Source organism: Clostridium swellfunianum, from assembly GCF_023656515.1.
Taxonomy (GTDB): domain Bacteria; phylum Bacillota; class Clostridia; order Clostridiales; family Clostridiaceae; genus Clostridium_AT; species Clostridium_AT swellfunianum.
In genome coordinates, this window is the sequence record NZ_JAMOFV010000006.1 from 2,742,195 (window position 1) to 2,759,446 (window position 17,252).

Annotated in this window: 18 protein-coding genes, 4 tRNA genes, 1 other RNA gene, 1 riboswitch and 1 other annotated feature; of the genes, 5 read left to right on the plus strand and 18 right to left on the minus strand. The window is 32.6% G+C overall.

The window, feature by feature from the left end; genetic code table 11:
- Positions 1–20 precede the first annotated feature (20 nt).
- Positions 21–104, minus strand: a riboswitch (cyclic di-GMP riboswitch).
- A gap of 187 nt (positions 105–291) precedes the next feature.
- The 5 genes from NBE98_RS13090 to NBE98_RS13110 form a co-directional block, all read right to left on the minus strand.
- On the minus strand, positions 292–1,023 hold the full coding sequence (locus NBE98_RS13090; protein WP_250815428.1) for a hypothetical protein: 732 nt from the start codon (positions 1,021–1,023) through the stop codon (positions 292–294).
- Between the two features lie 139 nt (positions 1,024–1,162).
- Positions 1,163–1,639: a SipW-dependent-type signal peptide-containing protein gene (locus tag NBE98_RS13095; protein ID WP_250815429.1), complete on the minus strand. Its 477-nt coding sequence runs from the start codon at positions 1,637–1,639 to the stop codon at positions 1,163–1,165.
- Between the two features lie 37 nt (positions 1,640–1,676).
- The gene (locus NBE98_RS13100; protein ID WP_250815430.1) at positions 1,677–2,441 is read right to left on the minus strand and encodes a hypothetical protein; all 765 of its coding nucleotides are present in this window, start codon (positions 2,439–2,441) and stop codon (positions 1,677–1,679) included.
- 222 nt (positions 2,442–2,663) lie between these two features.
- Entirely contained in the window at positions 2,664–3,383 is a 720-nt protein-coding gene (locus NBE98_RS13105; RefSeq protein WP_250815431.1) for a hypothetical protein, read from the minus strand.
- 180 nt (positions 3,384–3,563) lie between these two features.
- Entirely contained in the window at positions 3,564–4,298 is a 735-nt protein-coding gene (locus NBE98_RS13110; protein WP_250815432.1) for a hypothetical protein, read from the minus strand.
- A 458-nt stretch (positions 4,299–4,756) separates the two neighbouring features.
- On the opposite strand from NBE98_RS13110, the gene NBE98_RS13115 reads away from it, so the two are divergent.
- Positions 4,757–4,948 (plus strand): hypothetical protein, encoded by a 192-nt coding sequence (locus NBE98_RS13115; protein WP_250815433.1) that lies wholly within the window; start codon positions 4,757–4,759, stop codon positions 4,946–4,948.
- A gap of 92 nt (positions 4,949–5,040) precedes the next feature.
- Here the strand turns inward: NBE98_RS13115 and NBE98_RS13120 are convergent, their stop codons facing one another.
- From NBE98_RS13120 to NBE98_RS13160, 9 genes are all read right to left on the minus strand, one after another.
- Positions 5,041–5,295: a pro-sigmaK processing inhibitor BofA family protein gene (locus NBE98_RS13120; RefSeq protein ID WP_250815434.1), complete on the minus strand. Its 255-nt coding sequence runs from the start codon at positions 5,293–5,295 to the stop codon at positions 5,041–5,043.
- 77 nt (positions 5,296–5,372) lie between these two features.
- On the minus strand, positions 5,373–5,648 hold the full coding sequence (locus NBE98_RS13125; protein ID WP_250815435.1) for a YaaL family protein: 276 nt from the start codon (positions 5,646–5,648) through the stop codon (positions 5,373–5,375).
- Between the two features lie 213 nt (positions 5,649–5,861).
- Positions 5,862–7,574 carry a methyl-accepting chemotaxis protein gene (locus tag NBE98_RS13130; RefSeq protein WP_250815436.1) on the minus strand — a complete coding sequence of 571 codons (1,713 nt, stop codon included), beginning with the start codon at positions 7,572–7,574 and terminating at the stop codon, positions 5,862–5,864.
- Between the two features lie 195 nt (positions 7,575–7,769).
- Entirely contained in the window at positions 7,770–8,381 is a 612-nt protein-coding gene (locus NBE98_RS13135; RefSeq protein WP_250815437.1) for a phenylalanine--tRNA ligase beta subunit-related protein, read from the minus strand.
- Positions 8,382–8,442: 61 nt separating this feature from the next.
- Positions 8,443–8,717, minus strand: a binding site (T-box leader).
- Positions 8,718–8,772: 55 nt separating this feature from the next.
- Positions 8,773–9,369 (minus strand): recombination mediator RecR, encoded by a 597-nt coding sequence (gene recR, locus NBE98_RS13140; RefSeq protein WP_250815438.1) that lies wholly within the window; start codon positions 9,367–9,369, stop codon positions 8,773–8,775.
- Between the two features lie 243 nt (positions 9,370–9,612).
- On the minus strand, positions 9,613–9,957 hold the full coding sequence (locus tag NBE98_RS13145) for a YbaB/EbfC family nucleoid-associated protein (protein WP_250815439.1): 345 nt from the start codon (positions 9,955–9,957) through the stop codon (positions 9,613–9,615).
- Between the two features lie 44 nt (positions 9,958–10,001).
- Positions 10,002–11,624 (minus strand): DNA polymerase III subunit gamma/tau, encoded by a 1,623-nt coding sequence (gene dnaX / locus NBE98_RS13150; RefSeq protein WP_250815440.1) that lies wholly within the window; start codon positions 11,622–11,624, stop codon positions 10,002–10,004.
- Positions 11,625–11,821: 197 nt separating this feature from the next.
- Positions 11,822–12,087: signal recognition particle sRNA large type (gene ffs, locus NBE98_RS13155), an RNA gene on the minus strand.
- A gap of 3 nt (positions 12,088–12,090) precedes the next feature.
- Positions 12,091–12,180 (minus strand) — tRNA-Ser (locus NBE98_RS13160).
- 331 nt (positions 12,181–12,511) lie between these two features.
- Here NBE98_RS13160 and NBE98_RS13165 point away from each other — a divergent pair.
- From NBE98_RS13165 to NBE98_RS13175, 3 genes are all read left to right on the plus strand, one after another.
- A tRNA-Val gene (locus tag NBE98_RS13165) sits at positions 12,512–12,587 on the plus strand.
- Between the two features lie 14 nt (positions 12,588–12,601).
- Positions 12,602–12,676 (plus strand) — tRNA-Thr (locus NBE98_RS13170).
- 5 nt (positions 12,677–12,681) lie between these two features.
- Positions 12,682–12,766 (plus strand) — tRNA-Tyr (locus NBE98_RS13175).
- 31 nt (positions 12,767–12,797) lie between these two features.
- Here the strand turns inward: NBE98_RS13175 and NBE98_RS13180 are convergent.
- Genes NBE98_RS13180 through NBE98_RS13195 form a run of 4 tightly spaced genes read right to left on the minus strand, consistent with a single transcriptional unit; the run spans position 12,798 to position 16,098 of the window.
- The gene (locus NBE98_RS13180; protein WP_250815441.1) at positions 12,798–13,550 is read right to left on the minus strand and encodes a TIGR03943 family putative permease subunit; all 753 of its coding nucleotides are present in this window, start codon (positions 13,548–13,550) and stop codon (positions 12,798–12,800) included.
- A gap of 12 nt (positions 13,551–13,562) precedes the next feature.
- Positions 13,563–14,459 carry a permease gene (locus NBE98_RS13185; protein WP_250815442.1) on the minus strand — a complete coding sequence of 299 codons (897 nt, stop codon included), beginning with the start codon at positions 14,457–14,459 and terminating at the stop codon, positions 13,563–13,565.
- Positions 14,456–15,127, minus strand: a complete 672-nt coding sequence (locus NBE98_RS13190; RefSeq protein WP_250815443.1) for a GTP-binding protein — start codon at positions 15,125–15,127, stop codon at positions 14,456–14,458. The genes NBE98_RS13185 and NBE98_RS13190 overlap by 4 nt, the downstream gene beginning before the upstream one ends.
- A 14-nt stretch (positions 15,128–15,141) precedes the next feature.
- Positions 15,142–16,098: a CobW family GTP-binding protein gene (locus NBE98_RS13195; RefSeq protein ID WP_250815444.1), complete on the minus strand. Its 957-nt coding sequence runs from the start codon at positions 16,096–16,098 to the stop codon at positions 15,142–15,144.
- A 273-nt stretch (positions 16,099–16,371) separates the two neighbouring features.
- Between NBE98_RS13195 and NBE98_RS13200 the strand changes: the two genes are divergently transcribed.
- Positions 16,372–17,220: a fumarylacetoacetate hydrolase family protein gene (locus NBE98_RS13200; RefSeq protein ID WP_250815445.1), complete on the plus strand. Its 849-nt coding sequence runs from the start codon at positions 16,372–16,374 to the stop codon at positions 17,218–17,220.
- Positions 17,221–17,252 lie beyond the last annotated feature (32 nt).

A 17,252-nucleotide genomic window follows, 5' to 3' on the forward strand; every position in this document is an offset into this window, starting at 1 on the left:
AAAAAAACCAACGAAAATAATTTTTCATTGGCCGGTTGCACCACTGGCTCAATATACACCAGGTGCCCAATTGCAGTGTATATTTCTTTGCCTCCATTATATTTAACTTTCCTACTTATTATATCACCTAATTGTATATTATTTCCAAATGATTTATGTGTCATTTTTTTATTTTTTATAGACAAATTTTGTTTTAATCATACCTTTCATTTGCTTTAATCAAACTTTATGACATCTTAATACAGCAAATTTAAAAAGACAGGGTTAGTTCATTCTATCCCTGCCTTCTTATTATGGTATATTCTTATTAAATTGTTGGAAATTAATTTTTATATCAAATAAAACTGTTTGTTTCTGGAGTTGATTCTGATCTTCATTAAGATTTGGAAAATATATAACAGTATTATTAGCCCAATCCTTATTAAATGAAGGAACTTTCTGTTTTACTTTATCTGCATACTTTTCCGGAACTCCAAACAGAATATAATCTTCCGAATCCATTCTCAATCCCTTAAGAATTGAATTTAAATTTCTCTGAAGTTCAGCCAACGTTCCAACAAAGTAACCCTCCATAGGTTCATTTTGAGAATCATATTTTACCTTTCCAGTCTTATCAAATAAAGTATATCCTCCAGCTATAACTAAGCTCTGTTTTAGCAGCGTATTATCGATAGGAAAATCCACTTTGATCTCTGAGATTGCAGCAGGTATTGTACCAACATTTTGAGCTTTAGAATTATACAACACCATTGCCCCTGGATATAAATCCTTAACAGATATAGACAACTTTTTATTGTTATCTGAAATCTCTGTTGGTTGAAGCTTCACATAATTTTGCGTTGCATCATCTATGCTAAAAATAGATGATGCAGATCCATTTGAATCTTTCATAAATTCAATATTTAATTGTCCCGTTGAAACGGTATTAAAAACCGTTAAATCATCCTGCCAAGCAGCAAAGCCTATACCCATTAGACTAAGCGCAGCAACAAAGCTTATACACAATAATTTTATCTTTCTCATAAATGCTTACACCTTTAGATAATGTTATAATTAAATTATCTTATTATCACCTTTTCATATGTTAAGATTTTTTTTCGACTTAACTAAATATATATTAATAAAGCAGGTTTATAACCTGCTTTATTAAATTAAGATTAATTTATTTGTTAAATTGTTGATAAACAGCTGTAGCTGTAAATGTTGCATCTGAAGTTTGTGGAGCATTCTCTCCAACTGTCATTGTAATTGTTACATTCTTTTGTTCAGTCACAGCTAAAGTAGGTTGGCTAGTTGTACTAACTGTTAACCAGCTAGGAACATTACTAAATGTAAATGTACCATTCTTTACAGGTATTGTTCCATTATTCTTTACCGGAAGAGTAACTGTTGCAACAGCTCCTGGATATAAATTATCTAAATCAATAGTTGCAGTATTTTCACTACCACTAGCAGTTCCAAATGCTACATTAGCATTGTCAGCATTCCAAACTACACCGCCGCCAACAAAATCTACATCTAAAGTACCTGTGCTAACTGTATTATTAATAGTTAATGCATCTGTCCATGCTGCATATCCAGCTCCTAAGGAAACCATTGCCGCTACTACTGCAGCTGTTAATATTCTTGATTTTTTCATAATATACCCTCCAAAAATAATTTTTTATTTCATTCTATTATTTATTAAATTGCTTAAAGTTAAATTTTATTTGGAAATTTATGGATTTCTGTTCCTTTTGATCTGTAGTTAAATTTTTTGACATTAATGTATTGTCACTATCTGCTCCTTTAGGAAGTCCCATTACTATACAGTTTTGTGTTTCAGGATTAAATCCTTCTATTCCTTCACTGTCAAGCAAGTTCTTAATTGTACCTTTATCTTCCTCTGGGATATCTAAACTAATCACATCTCCCACTTCCATTGTTGTACCTGCTAATAATGTATTTAAATTAGTTTGCAAATCTTTCAAATGATATTTGTTTTGTTCTATAGCCCCAAGCCCTGGCAGTATTCCACCACCTATAATCCTTCCATTTCTCCAATGAGTATATCCACCAACAACAACCAATGCATCTTTCATTTCATCAGCAAATGTTCCGGTAGGTATCTTAACCTCTACGCTTTCAATTTTAACTGGTATTGAGCCTTTATTTTCATACTGCACTGCATAAAGTAATCCTGAACCAGGATATAAATTACTTAATGATACATTAACAACCTTAGTAGTTTGATCTAATGTACTTCCTAGATATGGTCCCAATTCAGCCTTGTTTGGAACTATTGTTTGACCAAATATCTTAGTTGTTGTAAACTCAACATTCATTTTTCCTGTGCTAGCTGTACTATTAATATTTAATGTATCAGTCCAAGCTGCATATCCAGCACCTGCCGATATAACTGCTGCCATAAGAGCAGCTGCTATAATTCTTGTCTTTTTCATAATATCCCTCCAGAATATTTGTTAATCTTTTATTTAATTGTGATCACATATATAATTCTATCCACTTTAACTTACTGAAACTTCCTACATTGGTATAATTTTGGTAAAACAAAAGAACTACTATTCACTTATCCCTTTTATCTACTCATCTACTACTTTAGTTCTAGATTAAAAAAATAGAAGACATGAGCTTAATGATAACTCATGTCTTGATGTATCAAATTATTCACGTTTTCTCTTAAAACTAAATACCAATCCACAAACTAGTATAATTGACCCTATCCCTAAAAGAACTTTAGTATCAACCATATAACCCGTTTGAACTAAACTTCCTCCAACCCCTTTTTCTATTACTACTATATCTTCATCAGTTCCTTTATCAATTATATTAGGATCGTTCCCTGAAAAATTAAAACTTATATCAAACTTATGCTCAAGCCCCATAGTACTGCTGTCTGCTTCTTTACTTAGAGCATACTCAATTTTAAACTTCTTCTTACTGTTTTTTTCTAAATCTACTGAATTGCCGTCTTTTGAACTAAATATAAGCGTTTCATCTACATTCCCTGAATATATTATTTCATTTTCACAGAAAAAGTTCATTTGGGAGCTTTTAATAAAACTTTGATATTCCGTATCCTCTTTAGCTAAAAGCTTTTTCTTTTCATTATAAATCTTTCCAGTAATACTAATGCTTTTAAGGGTACATTTAAAATTATTATTATTAGCAATATAAAATTCTTTAATTAGCTTATCACCAGGTCCTAGCAACTCATCACTTGTAAATAAAGTTCCGTCAATACTCTGATTTTCATTTAAATAAAACACTTTTTCAGCATTTTGGGCTTCTGCCATAATATATGATTTAGAAAAAATAAAGATCACTAGAAATATGAGACTAAAAATAGCAAATATACTCTTATTCTTAAATAACTTCAACATTAATCACACCTTGCTTAAATTATATTTACTCTAATTGAATTTTAACTAATAACTTTTCTTTTTTCTTCCGCATAAAGTGTACTTTGCATAATCAAAACCTACACCTGCTTTTACTTCTTTAGTAGTATATTAAAAAAAGATGATGCTTTTAATAACATCATCTCTTAGCTATACAATGTTTTAATTAGATTCTGGAACAACCTCTAAATTAACACCTTTTATAACTAACTTATTACTCCATTCCTTTGTATTCTTAATATTATCCTTCATTACAAATGGCAATTCGATTTCAAATGAATATACCCCTGGATTGAAAGCCTGTATATGAATTTGCGGTGCCGCATTTTCATTATATATGGCCTCTCCACCATCTAATACCTTTTTAGGCTGGTTTAGTATTAGTTTTAATTTGCCATCGTAAAGTGAAATTTCTGATTGAAATTCTTCCTGTTCATTGCCACTTATGCCCTTTACTACTACAACAGGTACATCTATTTTATTTCCATTTATCTTGACTTGTATTATGCCATTATCACCATCGAATTTTATTGGAATTGACCCATTATTCTTTATACAATAATGTAAGAAGCCTTTATATTGTGAACCATTGCCATTACTATTTTTCAAGTATAATTTATTTTCTAAAATCATAGTATAATATTCATCATCTGACCTTGTTTCTGTATTTTTCATATCACCATCAAAAGATATTTTTAAATCCCTGCTGCTTCCTTGAACATCTGTAATATTAAATTTACCACAAAAAACAGGATTTATCTTTGCGGTTGAAACTGCAGCAACCGTTTGTATCTGATCTGTCCAATGTGCATATCCTACCCCTATAGAGGTAGATAATAATACCATTAATGCAGATATAGTCTTTAAACCATAGCTTTTTTTATTAGTCTTAGCCAATTATATAATCACCTCTTTGTCTTAATGACATCAACTTAATTTATTGACTTTAAAACATATACCTAATCTATTAAACTATATCATTTCACATGATTAGATACATTACACTAAGAGGTGATATTATATGATACAAAAGTAGTATTCCCTTTCTAACCTTACTTGTTATAGAAGCTGTTCTATAAACAACTAATTGATATTTTTAATTTTTATCCTACAAATTACACGTTATTTTTTGCAAATTTATTCCAATTATTTCACTAAAATTTACGTCTTATAGTACTTTAGTACTGAATTAAGTACACTTATCGCTAAATACTTATTTAATCTACAAAACTTACAATAAATTTGTCAGAATATTTTACTATATTTTCCAATTGCTATGTATCATAATATTCTTGCATACCTCATATAATGAGGAAACAAAATAAGGGGCGCTATTTATGTGGAGGGGGGTTACTGTGATACGGCTTGTTTGTAGTAAATGTAATCATATTTGGTATACTTCAAATACCAGAGCTAATCAAAAATGCGGAGACTGTGGAGGGGTTTTACATGAGACTGAGTTAATTGTTTCTAAAGAAATTGAGACTAGCAAAGAGGTTGTGAGTGAAAGAGTTACTTCTAAAATTATTTTTGTTGATTTTAAATAGGGTAAATTAAAACTGGCGTGCACTTAAATAAGATTACACGCCAGCTTTCTTCTTAAATCATTGTATTTTATATTTAGTTAGCTTATATATTTTTACAAAAATAACTTAAATATTATTAAGAATATAACCCCAGGAACTCCAAAGAAGCCTGCTATTAAAGCTGTTATCCAATTGATGCCTATAAAGAAGTTAAAATATCCTCCTATAAAGTTAACAATTAAAAGCAACACAACCCCAAGCAGTGCATTAACCAATAATTTAAAAAACATTTTAATTGGCCAGGTAAATACCTTTATTACTAAAAATAGAAATACCAGCGCCAGTAAAAAATACCCCATGTATTCCATCGTTCATTCCCCTCCTTAATCTTTAGATTCTCTATTTAGAATCGCTTATATAATTTATATTACAAAAAAGCAGTGATTTATACCACTGCATCTGCTTCACTTTGTAAAAATTTATTATTCAGCTTTATTCCGCTTTCCTTTGCCTGCTTTAAAAGGTAAACAAATCTGGATTTTGCAGCTTGTTCCATATAAATTGCATAGTCAACGAGCTGTGGGTCAGTAACCATTTCAAAATACTGCCTTGTTCTGTAAAGCTCTGCTCTAGCTTCTTCAATAGCTTTTATAAGCTCCTTTTCTTCTTCTGTATACTTTATGTTTTTAGATATAAATTCAATTATGGCAAATTTATTCACTATTTAACCCTCCCATTTTGGACAATCTCTATATTTAGATACTTGCCATAAAACGGATTTTATATACACAAAAAAGATGGTTAGAAGTCATTATTTCGTGCCTTCTAACCATAATTCTATGTTACATCATTATTATGCTCTATACAGCTTTATCGTATTTTTTATAATTATTAGTAGTTTTAATCTATTCATTATTCCTACTTATAATTAGGATTATATAACAAACTTCTGAACCAAAGCACTTAATTGTTCTGCAATATTTGCTTGATTTTGTGCTGAAATTGAAACCTGTTCCATCGCCTGTGTAGTTTCACTAATACTTGACATTATTTCATTTGAATTTGAAGCAGCAGCCTGAGCAGAACTAGCGATATTTTGAACTACCATTGCTACTTCATCAATTGTTGCGTTTATTTCTTCAGATAAAGATGCTATGTCTTCGGACATACTGCTTACAAACTGTGCGTCAACTTCATAATTATTCCCGGTATCAACTAAAAGCTCATAGTCAGCTCTAACCTTTTTATCAATAAAACTTAAAACATCATAGGAGTTCTCTGAAAGGTTTTTAAATGCTTCCTGAACCTTTTCAATAACACCTTGAATATTGTTTACATTTTCTGCAGACTGCTCTGCAAGTTTTCTAATTTCATCTGCTACTACTGCAAAGCCTTTTCCTTGATCTCCTGCTCTTGCAGCCTCAATAGCTGCATTAAGAGCTAACAGATTGGTCTGTGAAGCTATTCCTGCAATTGCACTAGCCATTACCTTAACTTCTTCAACAATCTTTCCTTCTTCAATAGCTTTTATAATATTTCTTTCCTTAATTTCATATAATTCCTCTGCAGATGTCTTTGATTCATTTCCTTTATCCTTTATAATAACTGCTTTTTCCTTTATCTTTTCAGATTTATAGCTGCCTTCTGTTGATCTGCTTGATAATTCTGCAATACCTGAATTTACTTCCTCAATAGATGCTGAAATTTCCTGGGTAGTTGCACTAGATTCCTCAGTTTCTCTAGCTATTTCTTTTGTATATTCATTAACGCTTATAAGTTTTGCAGTAACTTCTTCTACTGTAGCAGACAATTCTTCACTTGCAGCACTCACATCACCTGACTGTTCAATAACCTTTGAAATTATTTCCTTAATATTATCTCTAGCAGTATTTAGGGCTTTAGCAAGCTGTCCAAATTCATCCTTGCTGCTTAAATCAACACTTTGAGTTAAATCTCCATTTCCTATAGCTTCTGCAAATTTTAGCCCCTTCTTTATTGATCCAGAGATATATGAGGATATAATAGTTCCAAAAATAACAGAAATAATCAAACCAACTAATGTAATAGCGTACATAAAAATAATTATGTAACTATATATTTTATTATTATATTCATAACTAACCTTGGCAGAGGTTCTCTGTATTTCAATAAATTGATTGATGGATTCTTCAACCTTATCTCTGGCATTACCCATCTCTGTAAACGCAGTTTCTGCTTCGCTATATTTTTCTGCACCAATAAGTTCAACTACGGTAGCTCTTATTTTTCTATAAACTTCTAAATTTTCTTTAAAGCCATTCCATATCTTTTTCTCGTCTAATTCTAACGGCATTTTATCAATTTCAGATATTATTTTCTCATCACTGTTTTTTAAGTTCTCAACTTTTTTTATCCCTGACTTATAGACTTCAGTTTTTCTTTCATGAAGCATATTTTGCACTTCAGAACGTATAAGTAATAGGTTTTCATTTAAAATATGTAGGTTATCAATATTTTTCAGATTATCATTATACATTGCTTCCTGGCTCATATTCATTTTCTTTGCACTGCCTATGCCTGAATATGCTATGAACCCAATAAGTATGATAAAAATAGCAAATGTGGAATAAAGCTTAGTTTTTATCTTTAGATTTTTTAAAAAAGTCACTTGTTTAGCCCCCTCATCCTTTTAATAGCATAAAAATACTATGCATTTTCATCAAGTTTATGTATCCTGCCATAAATTAATAGTGTTTATACAATTTTATTTTATTACAAATTTCGTCATATTACAACAAGATTCTACTGATAATTAATATGTATACCTTCGATATAATTGTATTAAAATTATTTATATGTACTTTTATGCACTTATGCTATCATATAATGCAGAACTTACTCTCGCCTCCGGCATATATTCCTGTAGCAGCCTAACATACCTGCATACAGCTACCACGCTTAAAGCCGTACTCTTAAGCTCTCCATTTGTTACAGCCGCTTCTACAAGCATAATCCCAAATTTAAGATTGATATTTACCTTTTGCCCTATATCCAATTCAATATATTTTGCTAAATCCTCTATAAGATTAGTTGGCCTAATTCCACAGTTTATTAATCTATTAGATAAATGATCTGGAGATGGTTCAAAATTTATATTTTCTATTCTAATTGCAGAATAACTAAGATACCTTTTTCCACGACTCACCTCATTGCCTAATAAAGTACTGCTAGAATATTTTAAATAAGATTCATTAACATATTCAATATTATTTGTATCTCTTCCAATTATAGCCCCAATTGTGTTTGCTGCTTCATAGTGGCAGCATATTTCATCAAACTCAAATATTATGTCTTCATTTAGCTGAACAACAGCTTTAACTTTAGGCTCATTAGCCTTTAGCATTTCAATAAGTAAATCTGTATTAATATCTTTTGTATCTACATAATCATTTACCCAATTTAAAGAAATTTTCATTTATTTTGCCCCCTTAATTTTACTGCAAGAATTATTTTGAAAAACAAAAAACCCCTCATCCAAAAAGGACGAGAGGTAAACTCACGTGGTACCACCTTCATTATTAGTATGTTTAAATTAAGCTATAGGATAAACATAACTAATATCTCAAATAAATACAGGAATAAGCTTCCGATATTCTCTTTCTTTTAACGGTGAAAGCTCCGTCTTGCCTAATAGTATTTCAGCTCGAAACTCTAGAGGGAACTTCAACATATCCTCTGCTGCAGGTTCTCAGCTTTTCCCGCTCTCTGTAAGCTTGTAAATATATCTACTTTCCTCTTTCATAGTTTAATTCATTGTATATTTTTTCTTATATTACCATAAGCTTGTTCAAAATTCAACCTCAAAATTAAATTTCTCTTCTACCCTCTAAGGCTTTGCTCAAAGTTACCTCATCAGCATAATCAAGGTCTCCTCCAACAGGAATTCCATGAGCTATTCTTGTAACTTTAACTCCAAGAGGCTTTACTATTTTTGAGATATACATTGCTGTAGCTTCACCTTCAATATTAGGATTTGTAGCCACAATAATTTCCTTAATCTCACCGTTAAGTCTTCTTATAAGCTCTCTCAGCTTTATCTGTTCAGGTCCTCGACCTGCCATTGGTGATATTGTTCCATGAAGAACGTGGTATACTCCGTTGAATTCTCTTACTTTTTCCATAGACATAATGTCTTTTGGCTGCTCAACCACACATACAGTGCTCTTGTCTCTATTTGGATTGCCGCATATGCTGCACGGGTCTTTATCTGTAAAATTTCCACAGATTGAACAGTATTTTATTGTTCCCCTAGCTTCTACTAAAGCTTTTGCAAAATCTCTAACCTCATCTTGTGGAAGATTTAAAACGTGAAGAGTTAATCTTTGTGCAGTCTTGTAGCCAATTCCAGGGAGCTTGGCAAATTCTTCTATAAGCTTTTCTATAGCAATTGGATAAAAATCCATAATTTTTCCTCCTTTTGTATCAACAAAAATATTAATCTATTCAGCCATATAACCATTTATACATTTAAACATATGTACAACTATATGGTTATATTGTTATAAAAATATCTATAACTAAATTAAGAATGAAAAACTCAGAATTAAAAGATCCTTATATATTATCATCCTCTAATTCCTTATTCTTCATTCTTAATTATTTATCACAATTACCAATTATTTATTGTTAATTATTAATTGCTAAATCTAGAACATTCCTGGTATATTAAGTCCGCCAGTTAATTTTCCCATTTGATTTGCTGTATCTTCTTCAGCTCTTCTAAGGGCTGCATTACAAGCAGTCATTACAAGGTCTTGAAGCATTTCTACATCATCTGGATCTAAGACATCTGGGTTTATTTTCAAATCAACTATTTGCTTTTTTCCATTAGCAACAGCTACAACAGCACCGCCGCCTGCTTTTTCTTCGTATCTTTTTGATTCAAGCTGCTTTTGCATATCTTCCATTTGTTGTTGGAATTTTTGAGCTGTCTTCATAAGATTATTCATATTAGCTCCGCCACCGAAGTTGCCAAAACCACCTTTAGCCATAACTAAATACCTCCACAAAATAATATTCATGCACCATTATATACCTAATCGTCAATTATTTCTACAAGTTCTTCTCCAAAAGTCTCCTTTAGTATATCCTCTGGGGACTTTGCAAATTCTTGTTTCTGGTCTACTATATATCTTATTCTAATCTTCTCTTTTAGTGCCTGAGAAAATACTTCTTCTACAATTTTTTTGTTATCATCTTTTTCAAGCCTTTGTTTATTAAAAGCATAGGCTTCATCAAATTTAATTTCTACTATTCCATCTCTACAGCCAACAACCTCACCTGTCATAAGAGATGCATATAAAACCATATGTCTTCTGGATTTTAAAAGTTCCAGCATATCTCTCCAAGACTTTCTCACAGTATCTACAGTTAAGGTAGAGTGCGGGTTGTGCTCTTCAAATGGTTGAGCTTTGGTTTCTTCCTGCCTTCTTTGTTTAACAACTTGTGCTTTTTTCGCTTGAGCAGCTCCAGAAGCTTCAGCTGATGTGGAAGTTACAGTTATTTGACCATTTCTTAAGGCATCTTCAAGCTTATTTATTCTAGCAAGAATTACCTCCTTAGAAGTATCATATTCAATTTTGCATATTTTTATTATAGCAAGTTCAAGATAAATCCTAGTCTGCTTACTCCATTTTGACTGTTCTTCTGTTTCTTGAAAAATTCTTATAATTCTCATAAGCTCTTCAATTCTAATCTTTTGCCCCTGCTCCTTTAAAGCAGCGATGTTTTCTTCAGACATATCCAATATATCTTCAGGATTATTACTTACCTTAACCATCATGAGATTTCTCATATGATTTATCATTTCTTTTATAAAATTATATATATCTTTACCACTGAATACTATATCATCAACTATTTTCATGGATCTTTCAACATTCTTGTCTATCATAGCATCTGTAAGTCTCAACAAATGTTCATTGGTGACAAGGCCAAGCATTCCTATAACTTCATCATAGTCTACTTTACCGTTTCCCATAGATATAGCCTGATCAAGTACACTTAACGCATCTCTCATAGCTCCGTCAGACATTCTAGCTATAAGGTGAAGACTTTTATCTTCAGCAAAAACTCCCTGCTCCTTAACAATCCTTCTAAGCCTTTGAAAAATCTCTTCACTTCTTATTCTTGTAAAGTCAAAGCGCTGACAGCGTGAAAGAATAGTTATTGGAAGCTTTTGAGGGTCTGTAGTTGCAAGGATAAATATAGTTCTTGAAGGGGGTTCCTCTAATGTCTTTAAGAAGGCATTAACAGCTCCGTCTGATAGCATATGAACCTCATCCATTATATAAACCTTGTACTTGGCTTCTCTTGGAGGATACTGTACCTCATCTATAATATCTCTTATATTGCCTACTCCATTGTGTGAAGCAGCATCTAGTTCTACTACATCTATAGCAAGTCCAGCGTTGATATTTTTGCACATTTCACATTGATTGCAGGGCTCGCCATCCTTAAGGTCAAGACAGTTTACCGCCTTTGCAAGTATTTTAGCAGTAGAAGTCTTTCCTGTACCTCTTGTTCCGCACAAAAGATAAGCATGAGCTATTCTATTATTAATTATTTGGTTTTTTAGAGTTGTGGTTATATGCCTTTGTCCAACCACATCAGCAAAATTTCTAGGTCTCCACTCTCTATACAAAGCGGTATACGCCATGGTCTCACCCCAATCTATCTAATAGTTATATATTAAACTCTGATATCTCAGTTATTAAAACATCAGCTTATATTATACCTTATTAATGCTTCATTTAAAACATCCACTTTGAAAATTAGGGAAGTTTTAAAGCACCACAAAAAACAAAAAAGACGCCTTTCAGCATCCTTGTTATCTTTGGTATTTAGTTATGTAAACCGTGCACCTCGCTTCGACTGATAGCATATGAGCGTTATCTATCTAGTTAGCTCAAACCAGGTTGCTCCACGGCACACAAAAATTATCACTTACCGCTGCTTCCTTCCGGATCTGACGGGGTTCATGAGTTTTTGTTGCGTGGGACCCAATTCTCAACGCCACTTTTATAGACCAGACCTCACATGCTAGAGCCTAAGCGAGGAATTCAATCCTGCTGCAGCGGATTGCAGGTTACAGGGCACCGCTAGTTCCCCATCTAGCACGGAATTGGCGGAGAGCATGGGATTCGAACCCACGATAGAGTTTCCCCTATACACGCTTTCCAGGCGTGCTCCTTAAACCACTCGGACAACTCTCCATATACTCATGAAACATAATGTCTTAACGACAAGACTTATTATACAATGTATTTTCTCTTAACGCAATAGGTTTTTACTTAAATATAGCTGGCAATATAGGATAAAATAACAATTAAGACTAAAAAATCAGCAGTAGAAACATATTTTTCACATAAAGCTAATTAATTAGTGAATTGTTAAATCTATAAGCATTCTGGAGAAAATGCACTATGTATTGAAGCAAAATGGTTTTAATTTAGAATAATGGCGTTTTATGAGTTTGATAAATATCTCACTTCTTTATATAATAAAATTCGTCGGGTAAGCCTGATAAACAAAAACCAGAGTTAAGGGCGCATAGCTCAGCTGGGAGAGCATCTGCCTTACAAGCAGAGGGTCACAGGTTCGATCCCTGTTGTGCCCACCATTTAAACTTAATATGCTGGCATGGCTCAACGGTAGAGCAGCTGACTTGTAATCAGCAGGTTGTAGGTTCGATTCCTATTGCCAGCTCCATATTTGGAGGAATTCCCGAGTGGCCAAAGGGGGCAGACTGTAAATCTGTTATCAGTGATTTCGATGGTTCGAATCCATCTTCCTCCACCAAAAAAGACATACGAAAGTATGTCTTTTTTTATTACTCATATATGTATGGATTGTTAGGCTTTTCTATATTAATAAGCTTTTCCACCAATATTACAGGATACTTCTTTATAACTTTGTTATTTATATCTTTCTCTTCCTTAAGACTAACCTTTCCTTCTACAACTATCCAGGAGTCTTTCTCTAAAGCTTCAGACTTATCATAGCTTCCCACTACCCCTAAAATTTGAGAATCGGCAGCGCAGCAATTAATAAGCATTCTTGATACAAGGAACTCATTTTTGCTTAGCTTGTTATCCTTAAGTACAAAGCCTGTTATTCTAATTTTCTTTCCTATATGCTCATCAATATGGTCACTTAAGTCTTCTAAATAATGAATATAATTTTTTTCATTAAAAATTATCTCATTTCCTTCTATGCGCTGCTTTTCGTTATGACTATGCTCTGCTATACTCTCAATATGACTAGAGCTTACAAGAATTACTCCTTTTTTCTCACCTATCTGTGAGGTAAGACCTCCTGGAGCTATAAATACTCCAATAATTAAGGTTATAAAAAACAGCAAATACCCCTTCTTAAATCTAACCCTAGTTGCAACAGTAAACACCTTAAACAACTGCACTACTGCAAGTTCTCCAAATACAATAAAAGAAAACGCTGCATACTTAACCATTTTAGGATGAAGAAATAAAGTTATCTTCCCTGAGGATATAAGGAAATATATGTACAAGGTGAATAAGGATAATATCAGAAACCAGATAAATTCATTTATATTAAATCTCTTCATTTTTCATCCTTCCTATAAAAACATATTTATAATGCTTCCGGCTACAAAGCACATGGTGAAAATTAAAAATACTAGCTTAATGATAAAACTCTTTTTAAAGGAAGCTGTGAGCATTAATGTGTTTTTAATATCAATCATAGGCCCTAGAAGCATAAAAGTAGTTATACCTCCATATGTAAACTGTCCTACAAATGTGCTGGCTATAAAGGCATCCGCCTCTGAGCAAAGTGAGATTAAAAAGGCAAAAAACATCATAGCCGCTATAGAGTAAATAGGATGCTGCCCTACTACTAGCACCTGTTCTCTTGATATAACTGTCTGAAAAAAGGCAGATATAAAAGCTCCTAATATAAGAAACTTACCTATATCATAAAGCTCTGAATTTGTATGATGAATTATTTCCATAAACTTGGATTGTTGTTTTTTATAGGTGTGATCATAACCGCAGGAACAAAGGCTTCCACCTTCAACAAAAGAGTTTTTTAAAGGTGATGTTTTTCCCTGAAGCATGTCTATTATTATTCCAATGGATACTGCTATCAAAAGCCCAAAGCCACCTCTGACTAAAACCATATATGGCTTGGCATGAAAAGCATAGTAGGTTGATAATAAAACAATAGGATTTACTATAGGCACTGCCAGCATAAATGCTACTGCCATATTTATTGGAACACCTTTCTTAATAAGTCTTCGCGCAATGGGAATTACTGCACACTCACATACAGGGAATATGAGGCCTGAAAGAGCTGCAGCAAATACACCCAAAAACCTATTTTTAGGAAGAAACCTTGCTATCGTGTTTTCAGTTATAAAAACCTGAATGAGGGCAGATATAAAAGCCCCCATCATTATAAAAGGCATTGCTTCAAGCACTATACTTATAAATATTACTGAAAAATTTTGTATCATACCTTTTTTCTCCTCAATCTCATTTCCCAGGCATGGGGTAACTTATCTCTTAAAGCCATTTTAAAGCTTTTTATAAGCTTATCTTGAAGTATATCTGCCTTTTTTAGCTTGCTATCTATATCATTGATACTGTCTAGACAAATTATAAATGCACCCTGATTTAAGGTTTCCAGTCTTTTTACTAAGCTTTTTTTTGCCTTATCTTCAAGCATGCTGCTGTTATTTATAATAATTAAATTGCTATGATATATAAAAGGCTCAATTATTTCTCTCATGTTATAGAAGAACATATCAAAAGTTACTGCATCAGTTATGTGATATACAGTAGGCTCAAGACATAAATGTTCTAGTTCAAAATTAAATACGCTTAATACTTCTCCCAAGCTTTTCATTCCGTTATGCTCAATTATAATTCTGTGAGGACTATAAAAATTTATCATTTGTTTTATATATGCCGAGCTTAAAGCTTTTGAAGCATCTTGTTCTTTTATAATTATTTTGTTTTTCAAGCCTTCCTCAATATATAAAGCTTTCTCTCCTGTTTCACATTGAAGTATAAGAACTATCTCTCCCGTAACTAAACTGTTTTTAACTAGCGAATTAATAAATGTTGTCTTACCAGACCCTAAGAAACCTGTTACAATTTCTATTTCAGTTTTTATTTTCATTCCTCTTTCCTCATTTACAAACTAAATACTTTTTTCAAATTTTCTCTATTTAGGTTTGTACCGATAACACAAAGCCTTCCAGAGTAGTCTGGAGAGGTTTTTCTCATTTCAAATTCCCCAGGAACATAATCAAACTGCATCCATTCATCATTATCTCCTTGAACTATTCCTTTAGCTCTTAAAATATTACCAAAGGAGCTGCTGTCAATTTTCTTTAGCAGATTAACTAAAGCCTTTTCACTAAACCTTCTTGGTGTTTCATAACTCCAGGTTTCAAAAATTTCATTTCCTGCATGATTTTTTACTGATTTCATAGAAGCTGTTCCAAGAGAACGTCTGATTAAATTCACTTCGTTCTGAAGGGATAGTTTTGTGTTGTTATGATTTAATTCTACAATTCTCTGTGCAGCTAGCTTATTCCAAGGTGTAGTTACTATACAAGCTTTGTTATTAAGCTTTTCTACTTTTTCTTTTATACTTTCTATTTTGTCTGCTTCTAAATTTTGAGTTCTGCTCAAAACTATAATACTGCTGCTCATGATTTGATTTCTGTAAAACTCTCCAAAGTTAGCAAGATACATATCGTACTTTAGAACATCAACAACAGTTACAACCATGTTAAGCTCTATAATACTTTTTAATTCTATGCTGCTGCAGGCAGTGAGCAAGTCTGAAAGCTTAGCTACACCTGTTGGCTCTATAATAATTCTTTCCGGGCTATACTTAGCAACAACCTCTTTAACAGCCTTTTTAAAATCTCCTGATATATTGCAGCAAATGCAGCCGGCATTAATCTCCTTAACCTCGATATTTGTGCTTTTTAGTATACTGCCATCTATGCCTATCTCACCAAATTCATTTTCTATAATAACAACCTTTTCCTTATATAAGCTTTCACTAATCAATTTTTTAATTAATGTTGTCTTTCCTGCGCCTAAAAAACCTGAAAAAATATCTACTTTAGCTCTCATGCAACCCTCCTGTATTCTTATTCTGTACATGACAATTATTAATTGTCACGCCTCCTGTATTCTCATTCTGCACGTAACAATTATTAATTGTCACGCCTCCTAGTAAATGCCAATTACTATTAAAGCTTATTTAATAAAAACTATTTTTATACTAAATTTCTCTCAATTTTTAGCAATATATAGTATCTTTTATTGTAATACTAGGAGTATGAGGCTATAATATAAGTAAAATTTCAAAATTTAACCATAAAATCATATACTGGGGGCTGTATTATGAAATTTGTTACTTATGAGTACAATGGAAAAGAAAAAGTAGGAGTGCTAGCTGAAAATACAATAATTCCTTTAGATGGATTTGGTTCAATGTATGATTTGATTGAGAACTTTAGAGAAGATTTAGTTAATGTGAATAGTTCTGAAAAACTGCCTATAGAAGCAGTTAAACTTCTTGCACCCATTCCAAAGCCAAGAAGAAATCTCTTATGTCTTGGAAAGAACTATGAAGACCATGCAAAGGAACTAGGCGCAACCAAAATTTCAGATAAATTTGTACCTGATGATCCTATATATTTTACAAAAGCTGCTGAGGCTGTTATAGGAAATGGTGATTTTATTAAATATTCCCCTGACGTAACAAATCAGGTTGATTACGAAGTTGAGCTTGCTATAGTTATAGGCAAGGAAGGAAAGAACATAAAACAAGAGGAAGCAGAAGACTACATATTTGGCTATACAATAGTTAATGATGTATCTGCCAGAGACCTTCAGATTAAGCATAAGCAGTGGTTTAAGGCAAAAAGCTTAGATACTTTTGCACCTATGGGGCCTTGTATCGTACATAAAAATGAGATTTCTTTACCGCTTGAACTTGATATAAAATCCATTGTTAATGGAGAAGTTAGACAAAACTCTAATACGAGGCTTTTAATTTTCAATATTCCCTATATTATAAGCGATTTATCTAAAGGCTTTACTTTGAAGCCAGGAGACATAATTTGTACAGGTACTCCTAGCGGGGTTGGCTTTGGCTTTAACCCTCCAAGGCTATTAAAAGCTGGAGATACCGTGGAATGCTGCGTTGAAAAGATAGGAACTTTAATTAACAAGGTTAAAGCTATATAAGTTAAAGGCTCCGGCAAAACTGCTGGAGCCCT